Origin of the sequence: Burkholderia sp. RF2-non_BP3 (genome assembly GCF_001522185.1) — a bacterium.
Lineage (GTDB): Bacteria > Pseudomonadota > Gammaproteobacteria > Burkholderiales > Burkholderiaceae > Burkholderia > Burkholderia diffusa.
This window is the reverse complement of the sequence record NZ_LOSU01000010.1, coordinates 102,060-122,125: the sequence shown is the minus strand read 5'-3', so window position 1 is coordinate 122,125 and position 20,066 is coordinate 102,060. Positions and strand designations below refer to the sequence as shown.

Below are 20,066 nucleotides of genomic sequence, written 5' to 3'. Positions count from 1 at the left end.
CGTCCATGCCGAAGGTCGTCCGATCATGAATGCCGAGCGTCTCACGCTGCGCGCGTGGCTGCTTTCCGATGCGCCCGCGTCGCGCTCGCAGGCCGCGTTCGGCCTCGCATATCGCCGCTGGCGCCGCTTCGCCGCCAATCCGCTCAACCTGTTCGGGCTCGCGATCCTGGTCGCGCTGATCGTCGTCGCCCTCGTCGGCCCGCTGATCATGCCGCACGATCCGCTGCGCCAGGTGCTGTCCGACCGCCTGCTGCCGCCCGGCTCGCCGTCGCATTGGCTCGGCACCGACCAGCTCGGCCGCGACATCCTCTCGCGGCTGATCGAAGGCTCGCGCCTCACGCTCGGCATCGCGATGCTCGTGGTCGTGATCGTCGTGCCGATCGGACTCCTGATCGGCACGACGGCCGGCTATTGCGGCGGTTTCGTCGACAGCGTGCTGATGCGCATCACCGACATCGCGCTCGCGTTCCCGAAGATCGTGCTCGCGCTCGCATTCGCGGCCGCGCTCGGGCCCGGCGTGATCAACGCGGTCGTCGCGATCTCGATCACCGCGTGGCCCGCGTACGCGCGGCTCGCGCGCGCGGAGACGATCCGCATCGCGCAGGCCGATTACATCCACGCGGCGCGCCTGCAAGGCGCATCGGGCCCGCGGATCTTGCTGCGCTACATCGTGCCGCTGTGCATGTCGTCGGTGATCGTGCGCGCGACGCTCGACATGGCCGGCATCATCCTGACCGTCGCGGGCCTCGGCTTCCTCGGCCTCGGCGCGCAGCCGCCGAGCCCCGAATGGGGCTTCATGGTCGCGTCGGGCCGCAACGTGCTGCTCGACGCGTGGTGGGTCGCGACGCTGCCCGGCGCGGCGATCCTGCTCGTCAGCCTCGCGTTCAACCTGCTCGGCGACGGGCTGCGCGACGTCTTCGATCCGCGTCATGGAGCGTGACATGCAACCGAATTCCGTCAATGCGCCCGCGCCGCTCTGCGAGATCGACGGCCTGAAGATCGGGTTTCGCGGGCACGACGGCGTCGTGTCCGACGCAGTGCGCGACCTGTCGCTGACGCTCGCCCCCGGCGAACGGCTCGGCATCGTCGGCGAATCGGGCTCCGGCAAATCGCTGACGGGCCGCGCGCTGCTCGGCCTGCTGCCCGAAGCCGCGCGCTGGTCGGCCCGCACGATGCGCTTCGCCGGCCGCGACCTGCTCGCGATGTCGGCGAGCGAACGCCGGCGCCTGTGCGGCAGCCAGATGGGAATGATCCTGCAGGATCCGAAATATTCGCTGAACCCGGTGATGACCGTCGCGAAGCAGATGGGCGAAGCATTCCGGCTGCACGAGCCGGGGTTGCGCGGCCGCGCGCTGCGCGAGCGGATCGTCGAGGCGCTCGCCGCTGTGCAGATTCGCGACCCGGCGCGCGTCGCCGATGCGTATCCGCACGAGCTGTCGGGCGGCATGGGCCAGCGCGTGATGATCGCGATGATGGTCTCGACCGGCCCGCGCCTGCTGATCGCCGACGAGCCGACGTCCGCGCTCGACGTCGCGGTGTCGATGCAGGTGCTCGCGGTGCTCGACGCGATGATCGCGCGGCACGGCACGGGCCTGATGTTCATCAGCCACGACCTGCCGCTCGTGATGTCGTTCTGCGATCGCGTCGCGGTGATGTATGCGGGCCGCGTCGTCGAAACCTGCGCCGCGCGCGACCTGCGCGACGCGACGCATCCGTACACCCGCGGGCTGCTCGCGGCGAATCCGCCGCTCGCGAACCCGCCCGACGAACTGCCGGTGCTGCGGCGCGACCCGGCGTGGCTCGACGCCGCTTCGCCCGCGTCGTCGTCGGCCGAATCCAGGGAGGCCGCACGATGATCGACGTCGATCACGCCTCGATCCGTTTTCCGACCCGCACCGGCCATGTCGACGCCGTGCGCGATGCCAGTTTCGCGGTACGCGACGGCGAAGTCTTCGGGCTCGTCGGCGAATCGGGCTCCGGCAAGTCGACGCTGCTGCGCGCGCTGACCGGCCTCGTGCCGCTCGCGGGCGGCAGCCTGTCGATCGACGGCCGGCCCGTCGGCGGCACGCCCGACCGCGCATTCCGCCGCCACGTGCAGATGGTGTTCCAGGATCCGTACGCGTCGCTGCATCCGCGCTTCACGGTCGACCAGACGCTGCGCGAGCCGCTGTCGATCCACCGGATCGACGACGCCGACGCGCGCATCGCCCGCGCGCTGTCCGAAGTCGGGCTCGGCCCGGCGTTCCGCTTCCGCTATCCGCATCAGCTGTCGGGCGGCCAGCGCCAGCGTGTCGCGATCGCGCGCGCGCTGATCGTCGAGCCGCGCGTGCTGCTGCTCGACGAGCCGACCTCCGCGCTCGACGTATCGGTGCAGGCCGAGATCCTGAACCTGCTGCGCCGCCTGCATCGCGAACGCAACCTGACGATGATCCTCGTGAGCCACAATCTCGCGGTGATCGGCTTCCTGTGCCAGCGCGTCGCGGTGATGCAGCATGGCGAGATCGTCGAACAGCTGCGGATCGCGGACGTTCGCGCCGGACAGGTCGCACGCGACTACACGCGCACGCTGCTGCGCGCGACCGAAGGCTACCGACGCCTCGATCCGGTTGCCTGACATGTGCGCGACGCGCGGGCGTGCGATACTCGGCACCCCGTGCGTCGGCGCGCCAGTGCACCGGCGCGCCGACGGATGGAACCCTCGCGCGCCGCGCGGGTCCATTTCCTTTCGTCAACAGCTCAACAGCAATAGGGAGGCGTTCATGCTGCAATTCATCGAAACCCTGGTGGTCGGGCTCATCGTCGGCCTCCTCGCCCGTGCGCTCAAGCCCGGCGACGACAAGATGGGCATCCTGATGACCGTCGTGCTCGGCGTCGTCGGCTCGCTCGTCGCGGGCTACGTCGGCCGCGCCGCCGGCTGGTATGCGCCGGGCCAAGGCGCCGGCTGGATCGCGTCGATCATCGGCGCGATCGTGCTGCTCGTGGTCGTCGGCGCGGTGCGCAAGCGCGCGGGCTGACCGCCGCATCGCCCGCGTCGATACGCAACGGCCGCTCGTTACACGAGCGGCCGTTTTCTTTCTGCACGCCGCAATTCGCACCTTCGTCGAATCGTTGAGTCCTCAACGATTCACTCGCAAAACCCCGGTTCACTGGCCGGATTGCCGCGCCCTTACGCCATCGGCAATACCCTGACTTGCGGCTGCACAAATTTGGGATAAATTGATTGGAGGAATACGGCGTCATTTGATCGTTGCCGTTATTTCCCGTTTTTCATTCAAGAGGTCCAATGGAATTGCCGTTTACGCATACAGCACCGCAGCGTTGACGGACTGCCATTCGAGCGGCCCCGCTGCGACGCGCTTCCTCTCTGGAGCCTGTCATGAAGCATCGCCTGTTTGCCGCCTCGTTTGCCCTGGCTGCCTCGCTTCTGGCGTCGTCCTCATCTTTTGCCGCCGGCGCGTCCGGCGTTATCCACTTCACCGGCATGATCGTCGAGCCGCCGTGCTCGTTCGCGCTCGACACGGCCGACGCCGCGCACGCGCGCGTGCGCCCCGACTGCCCGCGCCCGGCGAGCGGGCAAGTCGCGTTCGTCGACACGGCCAGCCTGCGCACGATCAAGACCACGACCTTTACGCAGGCCTCGCGCGCAATCGTTTTACCTGGCCGTGCGGGCGACACTCATGCGCCGATGATCGCCATCGTGACGTACCAGTAACGCCCGCTGCCGGAGACGTCGCGCGTCAGTCGCGATGGCAGGCGATCCAGTCGCTGAACGCGCGGATCTTCTGCTGGCTGCCGACGCTCTCTGGATAGACGAAGAAATAGCGGGCGCCGGTTTCGAGCACGATGTCGAACGGCCGTTCGAGCCGGCGCGCGCTGACGTCGTCGTCGACGAGCGTCACGTCGCCGATCGCGACGCCGAAGCCCTGCATCGCCGCGTTCGTCGCGAGATCGAGCGTGTCGAAGGTCGGCCCGCGCTCCGCGTCGACGGCGCGCTCGCCCGCGTGATCGAGCCACGCGCGCCAGTCGCGGTGGTCGCGCGTCGGATGCAGCAGCGTATGGTGCGCGAGATCGCCGACCGCATCGAGCGGCGCGGCCTGCCGCAACTCGGGCGCGCACACCGGCGTCAAGCGTTCGTCGAACAGCGGCAGCGCGAAGACACCGGGGCCCGGCGACGTACCGTAGACGACCGCCGCATCGAACGGCTCGGTCGAGAAATCGACGACGTGCTGCCACGCGGTCGTGATCTGCACGTGGAGCTCGGGATGCTCGCCCTGGAAGCGCATGATGCGCGGCAGCATCCAGCGCATCACACAGGTCGGCACCTTCAGCGCGAGATCGGTGCGCTGCCGTGTGAGCTTCATCGAGATGTCCTCGATCCGCGCGAAGCTCTCGTTGACTACCGGCAGCAATTGCTCGCCCTCCGCCGTCAGCGTGAGGCCCTTCGCGTGCCGTTTGAACAGCGGAAAGCCGTAGTGCGCCTCGAGTGTCTGGATCTGCCGGCTCACCGCGCCCTGCGTGAGGCACAGCTGCTCGGCCGCGCGCGTGAAGCTGCGGTGGCGGGCCACCGTCGAGAAGATCTGCAGCGCGTGCAGGGGCGGAAGTCGGCGCATGACGAAGGGGGTAGACGGATCGACCGCACGGAACGACGGCGCGGCAAGGCCGCGCGCCGACACCGGCGCGCGTTGATCGACACGATAAGCCAAACGCCGGCTTTACGCGAGGTGCGGCGCGCGCTCAGGCCGTGGCGGCGAACGCGCCCGTCGCGATGCGTGCCGCCGACGCGACGACGTCCGCGCGTGCGGCCGCGTCGGCACGCGGCTGCGTGAACGACACGGCCAGCACGATCGGCGCGCGCGACGGCGGCCACAGCACCGCGACGTCGGTCGTCGTGCCGTAGCCGCCGGTGCCGGTTTTGTCCGCGATGCGCCAGCCGGGCGGCACGCCGGCCGCGATCCCGGTCGCGCCGCGCGCGCCGCCGGTCATCCATTCCGTGAGCTGCGCACGCTGCGGTTCGCGCAGCGTATCGCCAAGCAGCAACCGCTGCAGCGTGTCGACCATCGCGACCGGTGTCGACGTATCGCGCTCGTCGCGAGGCGCCGCCTGGTTCAGTTCGGGTTCCCAGCGATCGAGCCGGAACACGGTGTCGCCGCTTTCGTGCGCGAACGACGTGACGGCCTGCGGGCCGCCGAGCACGCCCATCAGCAGGTTCCCGGCGCCCTTGTCGCCCGACTGCAGCATCGCCGTGCAGAGCTGCGCGATCGTCATCCCCGTGTCGACGTGGCTTTCCGTCACCGGCGAGCCGGCCACGACTTCATAGCGGCGATACAGGATGCGGCGCGGCAACAGCGACGCGTCGAGCGAGCCGCGCGCGAGTATCGCGGCGGCGGCGACGACCGCATAGGTGCCGCACAGCGGGAAGCGCTCGCGCGCGTGATGCGCGATGCGCGTGCCGCTCGACGTATCGAGCGCGGCGACGCCGAGCCGGCCGTTCGACGCTTTTTCGAGCGCGGCGAGTTCGGCCTGGGCGGCATGTGCGCGCCCCTGTTCGGCGACGGGCGCCGACGAGCACGCGGCGACGAACGGCGCGGCGACGGCGGCGAGCAACAGCGAGCGGCGTGTCGGAGAATGTTCCATGGATGAAGGGCGTTCTGTCGGAAACGGTGGCATGGAGCAACGCACGTGCGCGTCGACGACACACACGCATTCGCGCCGACGGCCGGCTCGCGACGGCATACGCCGCGCATCCCCGAAGACGTCCGTCGGCCCCGCATGCGGCGGGACGCACGTGAACAGACCCTAGCGTAGCAGCGAGCGCGCCCCGCGTCAGCCTTGCGACGAAGGCAGGTACGGCATCGGATTGACAGGCTTGCCGTCGCGTCGCACTTCGAACAGCAGCGCGACACGAGAGTTGTCGAGGTCGCCCATCTCGGCGATCTCGTCGCCCCGGTGCACGATGTCGCCGGTCTTCACGAGCACTTTGCGGTTGTGCGCATAGGCGGTGAGGAAATCCGCGTTGTGCTGGACGATGATCAGGGTGCCGTAATCGTTCAGGCCGCTACCCGCGTACATCACGCGGCCGTCGGCCGCCGCGCGAACCGGGTCGCCCGGCCGGCCGGCGATCTGGATGCCGCGGTTCTGCCCCGGCCGGAACGCGTCGACGATCTTGCCGCGCGCGGGCCACGTAAGCGCCACACCGCCCGCATGCCGCCTGGTTTCCTTCACGACCTGCCGGTCGCTCGCCGTCGACGCGCTCGCCTGCGCGGCGGCCGGCGCATTGCTCGCGTCGGCTGGCGCGACGGCCTGTGCACCGCCATTCCCGCCCGATGCCTGCAACGGCTGCTGGCGGACGATGCGAAGCACCTGTCCCATGCGCAGCCTGCCGCGCCCATCGAGCTTGTTCCAGGTGCGCAGGTCGGCGACGCTGCAGTCGTTCGCGGACGCGATGCCCGACAGCGTGTCGCCGCGTTTCACCACGTACTTCTGCGCGACGAGAATGGGTGCGGGCGGCGGCGTCGCGGGCGTGGCGGCGGGCTGGCCCGACGGCGAGCCCGCCAGCGTGTCGCTCGGCGGGACGGGCGGCGGACTGGCACAACCGGCCATGACGAGCACCGCGGCCAGGCCGGACAGCCACGCCGACTTGCGGCAAATCTCGCGCTGATTCATGGACGATCGACTCCGGTTTGACAATCTTTCAAGCATCTCAAAAACGGAACGGCCGACGTGTAACCGGATGCAAACAATGATGACAAACGATCACGAACCGGGCGCCGGCGGACACTCGTTACCGGTAATACGGTCGATTTCGGAAAAACTTGACGGTTTTGGACGCGCGATGCGGAAGAAATTTCAGGATCTACCGATATTTCGAATGGCTTTCAATCTCCCATGGCCGCGCCGGACAGCCGAGGCGGCCTGCGACGGCCGCCCGCTCAGCGCAGCCAGTCGACCAGCTCCGCGCAGGCCCACGCGACGCCGATGCACAGGAACAGCAGGTGCAACGCGATCTTGAACGACACGCCCCACGACGAATCGACCCGCATGACGATCTCCCCCGGTTGATATGCGGCCATGATCCGGCATCGATCCCGCCCCGAAAATGCGGAACCGGCGAACGGGGTCTCAGGCGCAGCCTGAGACCGGCGCGGCGGTTCCTGCTAACTTATCGGCCATATCCATTCTTACGCGCCCTCACCCCGCCATGCGCTTCGACCTGACCGACCTGCGGCTCTTCCTGAACATCTGCGAGGCCGGCACGATCACGGGCGGCGCCGAGCGCACACACATCACGCTGCAGGCAGCAAGCGAGCGCATTCGCGGAATGGAAGACGAACTCGGCGTGCCGCTGCTGCACCGGACCAAGTCCGGCGCGCAGGCGACCGACGCCGGCCGCGCGCTAGAGCACCACGCGCGCACGGTGCTGCAGCAGATCGACCACATGCGCGGCGAACTGCAGCAATACGGCCAGGGGCTGCGCGGGCATATCCGGCTGCTCTGCAACACGGCGTCGCTGAGCGAATACCTGCCCGACGCGCTCGCCGCATATCTGCCGCATCATCCGAAACTGTCGATCAGCGTCGAGGAGCGCTCGAGCCAGGAAATCGTGCACGCGATCCGCAACAAGACGGCCGAGGTCGGCATCGTCGCCGATTCGGTCGGGCTCGGCGGACTCGAGCAGAAGCCGTTCCGCGAGGATTGGCTGATCGCGGTCGTGCCGGCCGGGCATCCGCTCGCCGCGCGCGACGAGGTCGCGTTCGACGAGATCGCCGACGCGGATTTCATCGGGCTGACCGACGGCAGCGCGCTGCAGGTCCATCTCGGCGACCAGGCGCGTGCGCTCGGCAAGCGGATCCGTTACCGTGTGCAGCTGAAGAGTTTCGATGCGATCTGCCGCGTGATCGAAAGCGGCGTGGGGATCGGCATCGTATCGCGCCACGCGGCCGAGCGCGCGATGCAGACGATGGACGTGCGGCTCGTCGAGCTGTCCGACGCGTGGAGCCACCGCAAGCTGACGCTCTGCGCGCGATCGTTCGATGCGCTGCCCAAATATACGCAGGCGTTCGTGTCGTATCTGTCGGGCGAAACGCCATCGCGCTGAACGCCGCGCGCCGTCCGCAACGGCCGGGCGATACACGAGGAGGCACCACCGCCATGACGACACCCGATCTCGCCACGCACTACCGCGCCTACATCGACTGCCTGAACCGCCAGGACTGGCCGGCGCTCGGCCGGTACGTCGCCGACAACGTGATCCACAACGACCGGCCGCTCGGCCTGGCCGGCTACCGCGCGATGCTGGAGCAGGATTTCCGCGACATTCCGGATCTCCATTTCGAGATCCGGCTGCTGGTGTGCGAACCGCCGCGCATCGCATGCCGGTTGCGCTTCGCGTGTGCGCCGAGCGGGACGTTCATGGGGCTCGCCGTCGACGGCACGCGCGTCACGTTCGCCGAGAACGTGTTCTACGAATTTCACGACGGCAAGATCCGCCAGGTGTGGTCGGTGATCGACAAGGCCGCGATCGAAGCGCAGCTTTAGCATCGCCGCGGGACGGCCACCGGACGGGATCGACAAGTCGATGTCCGGCTCGATTCGATTTTCAAGGGTAACGTTTTCTCGCGCATCTCGCCGGAAGCGCGCCGCACGAACGCCTTTCCGACGCATGCCGTCACTGCCGATATGCCACGCTGCGCCGCAGCGAAAATAATCATAAATCGCGGAAATTCCAGCACGCATAGCCCACTTTCATCGCACCTCCTGCTTTGACCATCCGGGTTTTCACCGTCGCATCCGGCGTGAAAGCGCATTGACATCGAAGCAATCGATGTCTAAATTTGGAAAACGTTTTCCAGCACTGTCGGCGCGACGCGACCATGGCCCGCGCAGGGAGAACGCTTGCCTGCTCGAGTTGCGATTCAAGACTTCATCACTATTCGAACCTGGAGACACGATGCATACGCGCAGCAGATTCGCGCTCGGCGCGGCGTTCAGCGCCCTTTCCGTCCTGTTCGTCAGCGCATGCGGCGGCAACGACGTGACCGCCCCGCCGTCGACACCGGCGCTCGCGCCGAACTCGTTGCAGGCGCTCGTCTACGGCGCACCCGACACCAGCGTGCCGGCCGGCACGCGCATTCCGGTCACGATGATGGGGCAGATGCGTGCGCTGTTCGACCTGATCCGGAAGTCGCCCGACTTCACGCAGGTCGTCATGGATCTCGGCGACGGTTCGCCGGTTCACGTGCTCGACACGAACACCGGCGACAAATTCCTGCCCGGCAAGCTCGCGCTCGGACTGTCGTACATCCTGATCGACATGAAGTCGAAGGGCGACCCGCAATACGCGAGCTATCTCGCGACGTACCAGACGATCACGACCGCGATGATGGCGCAGTCGGGCAGCGACTACACGTATGCAAATACGTCGTGGGGCGAGTACTACTACCTCGTCGCGCTGAACAACCTGAAGGCGCACGGCATGCTCAACGAGGTCTTCAGCGACGCGATGCTCGCGACGCTGCAGCAACGGCTCACCTTCTGCGACATGTTCGGCCCCGATGCAAGCGGCAAGACCAGCACCTGCCCGGCCGCCGGTACGCCGATCGACATTACGTCGCTCAACACCGCGCAGAATTATTATGCGGTGTCCTACGGAATCGCCGGCCTGCGGCAAAAACTCGGCTGGAGCAATCCGTCGTTCGCGTCGGCAACCGATCCGGCCGTCGCGACGATGGGCGCGCGCGATGCGCTGCTCTATACGGTGACGAACCACATCCGCAACGATTCGTCGGGCGGCTTCTCCGACGAAGCGTCGAACACGCACACGACCTATTACGACCGGGCGCGCTACGACCGCTACAGCACGCTGCTGATCGGCGAAGTGACCGAGCGCACGTTCGAGATGGGCAACGAGGCGAACCTCACGCCGGAACTGAAGGGCTATCTGCGCAAGTCGGTCGACCTGATCCTGCCGCAGCTGAACGCCGACGGCCAGGGCTTCAACTACGGCCGTTCGATCGGCCCGTACGGCGATTCCGCGTTCATGGAGGTGCTGACGGCGGCCGCCAACGCGGGCGTGCTGACCGACCAGGAAAAGCAGGTTGCGTACGCGTTCATCTACCGGGCCGCGCGGCGCTTCGACACGTACTGGTACGACCCGTCGCTGCCGACGCCGTCGGTGAACATGTGGGTCAAGGGTCGCGGCACGGACGCCTATCGCGGCAAGCCGCGCGTGATGGGCGAGAATTTCAGCCTGCTGCATCAGTACCTGTACGTGAACGCGTGGTGGAACAAGCTCGGCTTCGGCGGCAAGGCGCCGATGGACGATGCGGCCTACGATGCGTGGCTCGACGCGCTGCCGCGCTACACGCTCACCTGGTACAACCAGCCCGGCGATACCGCGCATCCGTACAACGCGGCGCTGCTCACCGTGCGCGACGGCCGCCGCGCGATCAACCTGAATCTCAGCCAGGCGCCCGACTACAACTCGTTCACGCCGTACTACCCGGTGCCGTTCTCCGACAAGCTGATCTACGGGACGACCGATCTGGGCTACGCACTGCTGGTGCCGCAGGTGTCGTACAACGGGAAGACCTACGTTCCCGTCACGTACTACAAGAACCTCGACGTGCAGCAGGCCAACGGACAGGTGGTCGTGTCGTTCGACACGGCGAAGTTCCGTCTCGCGTCGAAGAACGCGGCGTACACGACGGATCTCGACCTGCAGGTGCATACCGTGCTGACGTTCGCGCACGGCACGATCTCGCGCAGCGACACGCTCGCCTCGGGCACGCTCGCCGGCAACCTGTCGGTCGAGACGGACTTCGCGTCGTTCGCGGACTTCGCGTCCACGCAAGCGAACGGCGACGGCACGTCGGTGACGTACGCGAACAGCACCGCGACCGGCTATGCGGCGTCCGGGTTCGACACCTGCGCGCTATCCGCCTTCGACACGGTCAACGGCGCGACGAATCCGCTGTCGACGACGCCGATCGGCCAGCTGCATTCGAACTTCGCGTGCAAGACCACTCCGTTCGCGCTCGGTGCGGGCGTCACCCGCACGTTCGGGTGGACGCTGAAGTACGCCGACCCGGCCTGAGCGGCATGGCCGCCGCTCCGTGAGCGTCCTCGAAGCCGGCTCTCGAAACCGGCTTCGGGGCATTCGCGCCGGGCGCGCGGTGCGCGTGGCGGCGATGCCCGTTCACAGCCACGCCGAAGCGGCCATGTAGGCGCCGAGCGCGATCATCCCGACGAAGAAGCAGCGCTTGAACGCCTTCTCGCTCATCACGCGCCGCGCATATTGCCCGCCGATCATCCCCGCGAGTGCCGGCACGAGCGCCAGCGCCGATACGCCGAGATCGATCGTCTGCAGCGCGCCCGTCACGCGCAACTGCAGCCCGAGCGCGATCGTCGACGCGGTAAACGACAGCCCGAGCGCCTGGATCAGGTCGTCCTTCGTCAGCCGCAGCGCCTGCAGGTACGGCACCGCCGGCACGACGAACACGCCGGTCGCGGCCGTCACGACGCCCGTCAGATAGCCGACCGCGGCCGACAGCCACTTCTCGTATCGGCCCGGCGCGGGCAATCGCGCGGCGGCGAGCCCCCAGCAGCCGTATGCGGCCAGCACGACGCCGAGTGCCGCGTGGGTCCACGCGCTGCCGGCGGCAAGCGCGGGCAGCCGGCCCGTCAGCGTGCCGATCGTCAGCCCGGCGAGCAGCGGCCACAGACGCCGCAGCAACGGCCCGAACGAAGGGCCGAGCCACAGCTGCCACACATTGGTGATGAACGACGGCACGAGCAGCAGGCTCGCGGCGGCCGACGGCGGCATCGCGAGCGTCAAGAGCCCCATCGCGATCGTCGGCAGCCCGAGGCCGATCATGCCCTTGACCGCGCCGGCGAGCAGAAAGACCAGCACGATGATCGTCAGCATCTGGGTTTGCATGGAGGGCGTTCCGTCAGGTTGAAGACGGCGCGATGATGAACCACCGTCACGCCGCCGGCCATCTGGTTTTGCCTGAGGCTGGCTCGGGCCCGCCCGGCCGGCCTCGTTACCTCGTCATCCCGCCATGCCGGCCGTTCAGGCGCCGTGTGCCGGCCCCCGGCCCTGCTCGCTGTCGAGGTGCGCCATCTGAGGGGCCGGATAACGCTCGCCGGCAGCCGCCCCGGCGGGAACCGCCGTTTCGATGCGCGCCAGATCATCGACCGTTAGTTGCAACTTAGACGCCTGCAATGCGTCCTGGAGTTGCGTGCGCTTGCGCGCGCCGATCAGCGGCACGATGTCGTCGCCGCGCGACAGCGCCCATGCGATCGCGATCTGCGCCGGGTTGCTGCCCTTCTCGTCGGCGATCGCGCGCAGCGCGTCGACCAGCACGAGATTGTGCGCGAGGTTCTCGCCCTGAAAGCGCGGGCTGGCCGCGCGGAAGTCGCGCTCGCCCTGCCGCGCCGCGCTCCAGCCGCCGCCGAGCAACCCGCGCGACAGCACGCCGTAGGCGGTCACGCCGATCCCGAGTTCGCGGCACACGGGCAGGATGTCCGCCTCGATCCCGCGCGACAGCAGCGAGTATTCGATCTGCAGGTCGGCGATCGGCGCGACGGCCGCCGCGCGGCGAATCGTGTCGGCCCCCACCTCCGACAGGCCGATATGGCGCACATGACCGGCCTTCACGAGATCGGCGATCGCGCCGACCGTCTCCTCGATCGGCACCGTCGGATCGACGCGCGCCGGCCGGTAGATGTCGATGTGGTCGGTGCCGAGCCGCTTCAGCGAATACGCGACGAAATTGCGGATCGCCTGCGGCCGCGCGTCGTAGCCGACGAACGCGCCGGCCGGGTCGCGCAGCGCGCCGAATTTCACGCTGATCAGCATCTGGTCGCGCGCGCGGCCGCGCAGCGCGTCGCGGATCAGCATCTCGTTGTCGCCCATCCCGTAGAAGTCGCCCGTATCCAGCAGCGTGATCCCGTTGTCGAGCGCCGCGTGCAGCGTCGCGATGCTTTCGTCGCGATCCGCCGGCCCGTACAGATCCGACATCCCCATGCAGCCGAGCCCGATCGCCGATACCTGCGGGCCCGTGCGGCCCAGTTGACGCTTGTCCATGTCCGTTTCCTTGCGGTGGTGAGTGAATGAACCGGATTCTGGACGCATCGCGGCGCGCGATAAACGCGAAACGCCCAACCAATTCATTCGACGCTGATTAACAATGGAGCCTGTCCCAATTCGCCCACGCTCCCGCCCCGCATGGACCATCTGCATGCAATGCGCATCTTTGCGCGCGTCGCCCACCTCGGCAGCTTCACGAAAGCGGCCGAGCAGCTGCAATTGCCGCGCCCGACGGTCAGCAATGCCGTCCAGTATCTGGAAAAACACCTGAGGGTGCGCCTGCTGCAGCGAACCACCCGGCGCGTCGCACTCACCGCCGAGGGCGCCACCTACTACGAGCGCTGCACGCGGCTGCTGGCCGATCTGGACGATGCCGAGACGCTGTTCGACGACGCCGGCGCCGCGCCGCGCGGCGCGATCCGCGTCGACCTGCCCGAACGCTTCGCGCTGAACAAGGTGATTCCGGCGCTGCCGGATTTCCACGCGCGCTATCCCGACCTGCGCGTCGTGCTGAGCACGACCGACCGCTTCGTCGATCTCGTCGCCGACGGCATCGACTGCGCGGTGCGGGTCGGCGTGCTGTCCGACACGTCGCTGGTCGCGCGCCGCGTCGGCGAGATGGCGCAGATCAATTGCGCGTCGCCCGCGTATCTCGCGCGATACGGCACGCCGCGCTCGCCGGACGATCTGCCCGACCACGTCGCGGTCGGCTATTTCTCGAGCCGCACGGGCCGCGAGCTGGACTGGGAATATGCGGACATGGATTCGGGCGCGCTGCAGACGGTGAAGATGCGCAGCGTGGTCGCGGTGAACAGCTCGCAGGCGTATCTCGCGTGCTGCATCGCGGGCCTCGGGCTGATCCAGGCGCCGCGCGACGGGCTCGCGCCGCTGCTCGAGGACGGCTCGCTGGTCGAGGTGCTGCCGGAGTGGCATGCCGCGCCGCTGCCGGTGTCGGTCGTGTTCCCGAACGGCCGGCATCTGGCGCCGCGCGTGCGGATCTTCGTCGACTGGCTCGCGCAAACGCTCGACGACGCGCGGCGGCCCGCGTGACGAAAGCCGGCGCCGGGGCAATTCGCCCCGGGCGCCGGCAGGTCGACATCAGAACTTGTGGCGAATCGCGGCGCGCACCGCGAACTGGTTGGCCGACGACGACGGGCCGTCCGTCCCGACCACGTAGCCGCCGTCGGCCGCGGTGCCGGTCTTGTCGCCGGCGACCTTCTGCCATGCGCCCTGCAGGTAGACGTCGGTGCGCTTGGACAGGCTGTAATCGGCCATCAGCCCGACGGTGTGGTACTTCGGCTTGAACGAACCGGCCGCGGCGTCGAACTTGCCGTCCGTGTACACGTACTGCGCGCCGAGATAGAAATCGGACGTGAGCTGGTACTTGCCGTTGATCTCGAAGTTCTGGAACTTGGTCGCGCTCAGCCCGAGGCCCGAGAACGTCGACGCCGGCAGGTAGACGGTCGACACCGGGTTCTTCACGTCGGTCTTCGTATAGACGAAGCCGACCGTCGCCGGGCCGAACGTGTAGTTGACGCCGCCGCCGAAGATGCGCAGGTGGTCGGCGACGAAGTTCGCATCGTCGGCCGCGATCGCGCCCGCGTTGCCGACGCCCGGGCTGTTCGCCTGCAGGTATGCAGCCGCGACCTGCAGGCCGGCCAGCGAATACTGCGCGCCGATGCTGTACTGGCGGTTGGTCGAGAAGCCCGTGCTGTTGCTGAAGCTGTAGGTGCCGCCGAACGACAGCCCGTTCCAGTCGGGGCTCGCGTACTTGACCGTGTTGTTGACGCGGAACGAGTTGTCCGTGTTGTCGTTGTCGAACGGATGCGAGAACAGCGTGCCGCCCCAGTTGCCGTTCGCGGTCAGCGGCGCGAGATAGTCGACGACGGAATCGTACTGGCGGCCGAAGGTCAAGGTGCCGAAGCGCGACGCGCTCAGCCCGACGAACGCCTGACGGCCGAACATCCGGCCGCCCTGGTTGAGCCGGCCGTTGTTCACGTCGAAGCCGTTTTCCAGCGTGAAGATCGCCTTCAGGCCGCCGCCCAGATCCTCGCTGCCCTTCAGGCCCCAGCGGCTGCCCTGCGCGTAGCCGCTCGCGAGCTGGTAATTCGTTTTTCCGACCCCGTTTACGTTCACGTTGTTCGTGTAGTTGAAGCCCTCGTCGATCAGGCCGTACAGCGTCACGCTGTCCTGCGCGAAGGCCGGCGCGGCGAAAGCGGCCAGCGCGGCGGCAAAAATGACGTGCTTCTTCATGACGGATCTCCGGAGCCGGGGCCGGGCAGGCCATGTGCCCGGCGATTTGTTTGATCTGTTTTATCGAGGTGGCCCGCAGGGCGGACGACGCGGTGTGCGGCCGCGCGGACAAAATGGTGTCACGTCGCAAATCGCCCGTCCATCGGGGCGTGGGACCGGCTCGCAAAGCGTTGCGCTCGTCCAACTGCCCTGTTCTCACCATGGCCCGATCAGGCTTGCCGGCAACGGCTGGCCGGCCTGCCATCCGCGTAAACCCGGACGGCGTCACATCGGTGGCACAATGCGCATCCGTTCTTCATTTCTTCACGAAGTCATGCTTCACCCCGATTCATGCGCGGCAGGTGCCGGCCGCGCACGCGGCGCGCGCCCGGAGGCGGCCCGATGACCGCCGCCGCCCGGGCCGGCCGCTATGCCGAGCTCGATTTCTTCCGCGGCCTCGTGCTGCTGGTGATCGTCGTCGACCACATCGGCGGCAGCATCCTGTCGCGCGTGACGCTGCATGCGTACGCGCTGTGCGACGCGGCCGAGGTGTTCGTATTCCTCGGCGGTTTCGCGACCGCCATCGCGTACAACTCGCTCGCCGAGCGCCACGACGAGGCGGCCGCGCGCCAGCGTTTCATCCGCCGTGCCTTCGAGATCTACCGTGCTTTCCTCGTGACGGCCGGCCTGATGCTGCTCATCACCGCCGTGCTGAACGCATTCTCGATCGACGGCCCCAACATGCCGACCAACGATCTCGACGGCCTGCTCCACAAGCCGCTCGCCGCGCTGCGCGACATCCTGCTGTTCCGCCGCCAGCCGTATCTCGCGTCGGTGCTGCCGATGTATGCGTTCTTCGCGCTGCTGGTGCCGCTCGCGCTGCCGCTCGCGCGCACGCAGCCGTGGCTGATGCTCGCGTTCAGCGGCTCGCTCTGGTACGCGGCGCCGCACATCGCGCGCTTCTTGCCGACCGTCGAAGGCGCGCCGTGGGACTTCAATCCGTTCGCGTGGCAGTTCCTGTTCGTGCTCGGCGTGATCGCGCGCTGCCAGCCCGTCTACCAGACGCTCGCGCCGAAACCGCAGGGCTGGCTGCTGACGGCCGTGTCGCTCGCGATCGTCGCGGCCGGCGCGTATTACCGGCTGCGCATCGAGCCGTTCCCGACCGATCCGTCGATCAAGCAGAATCTCGGCGCGCTGCGGCTCGCGAACTTCCTCGCGATCGCGTGGCTCGCGGCCAAGCTCGTGCACCTCGGATGGATGAAGAAGGTCGCGCACGCGATGCCCTGGATCGGCACGATCGGCCGCCAGGGGCTGCTGTGCTTCGTCGCCGGCACCGGCATCTCGCTCGCGGTCGACTCGCTGCTTTACCAGGCGACCGAAGGCTATCTGAACGTGCCGCTCGGCCTGACCGCCGACGCCGTCGCGATGGGCTTGCTGTACCTCGTCGCGAAACTCTATGCGCCGCTCGTGTCGCGGCTGCCGTTCCCGTTCCGTTCGCGGTGATGATGCGCCGCGCCGTCATGCGCCGCTGCTACGATAGCGGGCGCCTCTCCTGAAACGATTCACCATGCGCCGACTCGCCCTTCCGTTCGCCGCCGCCCTGATCGCCGGCGCCATCGCCACCGCCCACGCCACGACGGGCGGGCCCGCGGTTTCAACGGCGTCGTCCGCGACCGCGACCGTCCCGCCCGCAACGATCGCGCCGGCCGCCCAGGAACCGCCGGTCAATCCGGGCAGCAGCGTCGTGCTGCGCGCGTTCCGGTCGGCGTCGCTGAAGCGCGACTGGTCTTACACGGTCTACCTGCCGCCCGGCTACAACCCGGAAGGCGCGCGCTATCCAGTGCTGTACCTGCTGCACGGCAACGCCGGCAACGCAAACGACTGGATCACGCAGGGCCGGCTGCAGGCCACCGCCGACACGCTGATCGAGCGCCGCGAGATCCCGCCCGTCGTGATCGTGATGCCGCAAGGCGGCACCGACTGGTACGTCGACCGCAAGGAGAAGATGCAGAGCGCGTTCCTCAACGACCTGCTGCCCGAAGTCGAGGCGCACTTCGCGGTGTCGAACCAGCGCGCGGGGCGCGCGATCGGAGGCGTGTCGATGGGCGGCTTCGGCGCACTGCGTTTCTCGCTGCTCGAGCCGGGCCTGTTCTGCGGCGCGATGCTGCTGAGCCCCGCGATCTACGCAAACGAGCCGCCGCTCAATTCCGCCGCGCGTTATGTCGGCGTGTTCGGCGACCGGCAGTTCGACCCGCGCGTGTGGCACGAGCTGAACTACCCGGCGCTGCTGCGCGGCTATTTCGCGCGCAACTGGCGCGTGCCGATGTTCATCGCGGTGGGCGACGACGACCTGACGATCCAGGCCGAATCGAGCCTGCTGTACACGCAACTGCGCCGCGCGCAGAACCCGGCGGAACTGCGCGTCGTCGACGGCGGGCACACGTGGGACGTGTGGCGCGGGCTGCTCGGACAGGGGTTGAAGTACGCACTGGAATGCGTGAAATGATGCGGGCCTGAGCGCGGCCCCACCATGGCGGGCGGTATGCGCGCGCCGCCGGCCGCCTTGCTCGCGTCAGACTTCCGCAGCGATCGTCCTTGCCATCCGCAGCGCCAGCGCATATCCGGTCAGCGTCGGATTGACCACCGACGAACTCGGATGCACGGCCGTGCTCGCGATGAACAGGTTCGGGTGATCGTGCGTACGGCAATCGCGGTCGACGACGGAATCGGCCGGATCGCTGCCCATGATCGTCGTGCCCATGATGTGCGAACTCGGCACCCACGCATGGATGTCGTTGACGACCTCGGTCGCACCGAACACCCGCTGGAAATCGCGGTAGTCGTCGAGCACCTGCGATGCCGCGCGCAACGCGTAGTCGTAGACGTCGTAATCGGTGCGCGGCGTCGGCAGCCCGAGCGCATCCTTGCGATCGCTGAGCGTCACGCGGTTGCGCGGGTCGGGCAGGATCTCGACGTAGCTGGCGATCTTCAGATAGCGCGCCGCGTCGTGGCGGATCCGCGCATCGAGCGCGTCGCCGACGACACCTTGCGCGATCAGCCGCCGCGTGACGACCTCGTTGGGCACCGTGTTGTCGAGGAAATGCCGGATCGCGCCGTGTTCGCGACGAAACGCGCCGTCGCGCCGCGTGTTGATGCTGCCCTGCTGCGTCGGGCCGCGCCCCGCCCACACCGGCTCGCGCGCGAGCATCGCGATCGCGCGGCCGGTGTGTCCCATCATGTTGCGGCCGACCTGATCCGACGAATTCGCGACACCCGACATCAGCAGCAGCTTCGGAATCTCCACGCCATGCGCCGCGAGCACGAAGGTCCGCGCGGTCAGGCGCGTGCTTTTGCCGTCCGGCGTCATGTAATGGATCGCGGCGATCTTGCGATTCTCGCCGCGCTCGATCTTGTAGACGACCGCGTTCGTCAGCAGCCGCGCGCCTTGCGCGACGGCGCGCAACACCGGGCGGTCGCCTGAAAATTGCGCACCGATCGGGCAGATCGGCGCGCAGTTGTTGTTGCCGGCGCAGGTCGGTCGGCCCTCGTAGGGCCGCGTCGCGCGCGCGTTGGGCTCGTCGACGAAACGATGACCGATCGTCGCGACCTTGTCCGCGACCTGCTGCGTCAGGTACGACCACGGCTGCTGCCGCATCGGATACGGCTTCGAGCGCGGCGGGAACGGCGCGCCGCCCTGGCCGCTCTGGTCGTCGGTATCCGAGCCCGATACGCCGATCTGCTCTTCGGCGAGCTGATACCACGGTTCGAGCTCGTCGTAACCGATCGGCCAGTCGCGCCCCTGGCCGTACAGGCTGCGCAGCCGGAAATCGTTCGGCAGCATGCGCCACGTCGCCCCTCCCCAGTGCCACGTCGTGCCGCCGACGAGCCGCAGGAACGACGGCTTCTGCAGCACCGGGCCGACGCTGTCGATGTAGCGGTCGGAATAGCGTCCGGTGGACGATTTCGGCGCCCACGGCAAATCCGGATACGGGCCGTTGTAGTCCGACTTGTTGCCGTAGTCGCGGAACGCGCGCACCAGCGCTGCCCGCTTCACCTCCGGCCCCGCCTCGAGCACGATGACGGACTTGCGTTGCTGCGTCAGCGACTGCGCGACGGCGCCGCCCAGGATGCCGGCGCCGATGACGATGACATCCGCGTCATAGGTACTGCTCATGATTTCGATCCTCGTTCGAAAGGCCGGTCAGCCGGCGTCGGCGGTCGGGCGCGCGGTCCAGTATTCGGGGCGCGCGCGGATGTAGGTCGGAATGACCGTGACGTCGGCGGTCGGCTCGAACATCAGCGCGGTTTCGTAGCCGACCATGCGCGCCTGCCCGCCATGGCCGACGCTGCCCGTGTAGAAGGCCTCGATGATGGCCAGCGCGGCGATGCGCAGTTCGGGGGCCGCGACGCCGAGCGTGCGTACGAAAGCGTCGAGCGGCTGCGTGCCCATGTCGATCGCGACGGCGAGCGCGCGCAGTCGTGCCGGAAATTCGCTGTCCTGAGCGACGAGACCGTCGTAGACGGATTGCACATAGCGTGACGGAAGCGTCGAGCGGCGCGTCAGATAGGCCGCCACACCGGCAAAATCCCGCAGCGGCACGGCCTCCGGCGCAGCCGCCGCACGTGCGATCAGCACGCCGGCAGGCAGTGCGGCGGCGAGCGCCGCGCCGGCCGACAGCTTCACGAAGCGGCGACGCTGCGCGTCCGGGTCGTCGGTCACGTCGAATTCGTTCATCGCATGCAT

The 20,066-nt window shown here is 68.1% G+C and carries 20 protein-coding genes; 11 read left to right on the top strand and 9 right to left on the bottom strand.

The features are described 5' to 3' along the window. Positions 1–25 precede the first annotated feature (25 nt). From nikC to WS45_RS04135, 5 genes are all read left to right on the top strand, one after another. Complete coding sequence (nikC, locus tag WS45_RS04155) at positions 26–940, top strand: nickel transporter permease (RefSeq protein WP_059451140.1); 915 nt, start codon at positions 26–28, stop codon at positions 938–940. A gap of 1 nt (position 941) precedes the next feature. Next, positions 942–1,856, top strand: coding sequence for an ABC transporter ATP-binding protein (locus tag WS45_RS04150; protein WP_059691314.1), 915 nt, complete (start codon positions 942–944; stop codon positions 1,854–1,856). Continuing rightward, positions 1,853–2,614 carry an ABC transporter ATP-binding protein gene (locus WS45_RS04145; RefSeq protein WP_059698366.1) on the top strand — a complete coding sequence of 254 codons (762 nt, stop codon included), beginning with the start codon at positions 1,853–1,855 and terminating at the stop codon, positions 2,612–2,614. Before WS45_RS04150 ends, WS45_RS04145 begins: the two co-directional genes overlap by 4 nt. A gap of 145 nt (positions 2,615–2,759) precedes the next feature. Further along, a complete protein-coding gene (locus WS45_RS04140) occupies positions 2,760–3,014 on the top strand; it encodes a GlsB/YeaQ/YmgE family stress response membrane protein (protein ID WP_059691315.1) in 255 nt (84 codons plus the stop codon). A 362-nt stretch (positions 3,015–3,376) separates the two neighbouring features. Next, on the top strand, positions 3,377–3,712 hold the full coding sequence (locus WS45_RS04135) for a hypothetical protein (RefSeq protein ID WP_059698364.1): 336 nt from the start codon (positions 3,377–3,379) through the stop codon (positions 3,710–3,712). 25 nt (positions 3,713–3,737) lie between these two features. On the opposite strand, the gene WS45_RS04130 is transcribed toward WS45_RS04135, so the two are convergent. The 4 genes from WS45_RS04130 to WS45_RS34715 all read right to left on the bottom strand — a co-directional run bounded on the left by WS45_RS04130 (position 3,738) and on the right by WS45_RS34715 (position 7,070). Beyond that, a complete protein-coding gene (locus WS45_RS04130) occupies positions 3,738–4,610 on the bottom strand; it encodes a LysR substrate-binding domain-containing protein (RefSeq protein WP_059698460.1) in 873 nt (290 codons plus the stop codon). 124 nt (positions 4,611–4,734) lie between these two features. Continuing rightward, positions 4,735–5,634, bottom strand: a complete 900-nt coding sequence (bla, locus tag WS45_RS04125) for a class A beta-lactamase (RefSeq protein ID WP_059533947.1) — start codon at positions 5,632–5,634, stop codon at positions 4,735–4,737. 189 nt (positions 5,635–5,823) lie between these two features. Further along, positions 5,824–6,663, bottom strand: coding sequence for a peptidoglycan DD-metalloendopeptidase family protein (locus WS45_RS04120; protein WP_059698362.1), 840 nt, complete (start codon positions 6,661–6,663; stop codon positions 5,824–5,826). A 266-nt stretch (positions 6,664–6,929) separates the two neighbouring features. Beyond that, entirely contained in the window at positions 6,930–7,070 is a 141-nt protein-coding gene (locus tag WS45_RS34715; protein ID WP_156437028.1) for a hypothetical protein, read from the bottom strand. 128 nt (positions 7,071–7,198) lie between these two features. Here WS45_RS34715 and WS45_RS04115 point away from each other — a divergent pair, with 128 nt between their 5' ends. The 3 genes from WS45_RS04115 to WS45_RS04105 all read left to right on the top strand — a co-directional run bounded on the left by WS45_RS04115 (position 7,199) and on the right by WS45_RS04105 (position 11,092). Then, entirely contained in the window at positions 7,199–8,095 is an 897-nt protein-coding gene (locus tag WS45_RS04115; protein ID WP_059533951.1) for a LysR substrate-binding domain-containing protein, read from the top strand. 53 nt (positions 8,096–8,148) lie between these two features. Further along, positions 8,149–8,535: an ester cyclase gene (locus WS45_RS04110; protein WP_059533953.1), complete on the top strand. Its 387-nt coding sequence runs from the start codon at positions 8,149–8,151 to the stop codon at positions 8,533–8,535. Between the two features lie 412 nt (positions 8,536–8,947). After that, the gene (locus tag WS45_RS04105) at positions 8,948–11,092 is read left to right on the top strand and encodes a hypothetical protein (protein ID WP_059698360.1); all 2,145 of its coding nucleotides are present in this window, start codon (positions 8,948–8,950) and stop codon (positions 11,090–11,092) included. Between the two features lie 102 nt (positions 11,093–11,194). Here WS45_RS04105 and WS45_RS04100 read toward each other — a convergent pair whose 3' ends face one another. Then, positions 11,195–11,935 carry a sulfite exporter TauE/SafE family protein gene (locus tag WS45_RS04100; protein WP_059698357.1) on the bottom strand — a complete coding sequence of 247 codons (741 nt, stop codon included), beginning with the start codon at positions 11,933–11,935 and terminating at the stop codon, positions 11,195–11,197. Positions 11,936–12,070: 135 nt separating this feature from the next. After that, complete coding sequence (locus WS45_RS04095) at positions 12,071–13,087, bottom strand: aldo/keto reductase (protein ID WP_059698355.1); 1,017 nt, start codon at positions 13,085–13,087, stop codon at positions 12,071–12,073. Between the two features lie 141 nt (positions 13,088–13,228). Between WS45_RS04095 and WS45_RS04090 the strand changes: the two genes are divergently transcribed. Continuing rightward, on the top strand, positions 13,229–14,140 hold the full coding sequence (locus WS45_RS04090; RefSeq protein ID WP_059698353.1) for a LysR family transcriptional regulator: 912 nt from the start codon (positions 13,229–13,231) through the stop codon (positions 14,138–14,140). A gap of 48 nt (positions 14,141–14,188) precedes the next feature. Here WS45_RS04090 and WS45_RS04085 read toward each other — a convergent pair whose 3' ends face one another. Further along, positions 14,189–15,343 carry a porin gene (locus tag WS45_RS04085; RefSeq protein ID WP_059698351.1) on the bottom strand — a complete coding sequence of 385 codons (1,155 nt, stop codon included), beginning with the start codon at positions 15,341–15,343 and terminating at the stop codon, positions 14,189–14,191. Between the two features lie 381 nt (positions 15,344–15,724). On the opposite strand from WS45_RS04085, the gene WS45_RS04080 reads away from it, so the two are divergent. After that, on the top strand, positions 15,725–16,825 hold the full coding sequence (locus tag WS45_RS04080) for an OpgC domain-containing protein (RefSeq protein ID WP_059534019.1): 1,101 nt from the start codon (positions 15,725–15,727) through the stop codon (positions 16,823–16,825). A gap of 64 nt (positions 16,826–16,889) precedes the next feature. Continuing rightward, positions 16,890–17,828 (top strand): alpha/beta hydrolase, encoded by a 939-nt coding sequence (locus WS45_RS04075; RefSeq protein ID WP_059698349.1) that lies wholly within the window; start codon positions 16,890–16,892, stop codon positions 17,826–17,828. A 66-nt stretch (positions 17,829–17,894) separates the two neighbouring features. Here the strand turns inward: WS45_RS04075 and WS45_RS04070 are convergent, their stop codons facing one another. Then, positions 17,895–19,496, bottom strand: a complete 1,602-nt coding sequence (locus tag WS45_RS04070) for a GMC family oxidoreductase (RefSeq protein WP_059698347.1) — start codon at positions 19,494–19,496, stop codon at positions 17,895–17,897. Between the two features lie 27 nt (positions 19,497–19,523). After that, the gene (locus tag WS45_RS04065) at positions 19,524–20,057 is read right to left on the bottom strand and encodes a sugar dehydrogenase complex small subunit (protein WP_059698458.1); all 534 of its coding nucleotides are present in this window, start codon (positions 20,055–20,057) and stop codon (positions 19,524–19,526) included. Positions 20,058–20,066: the final 9 nt, after the last annotated feature.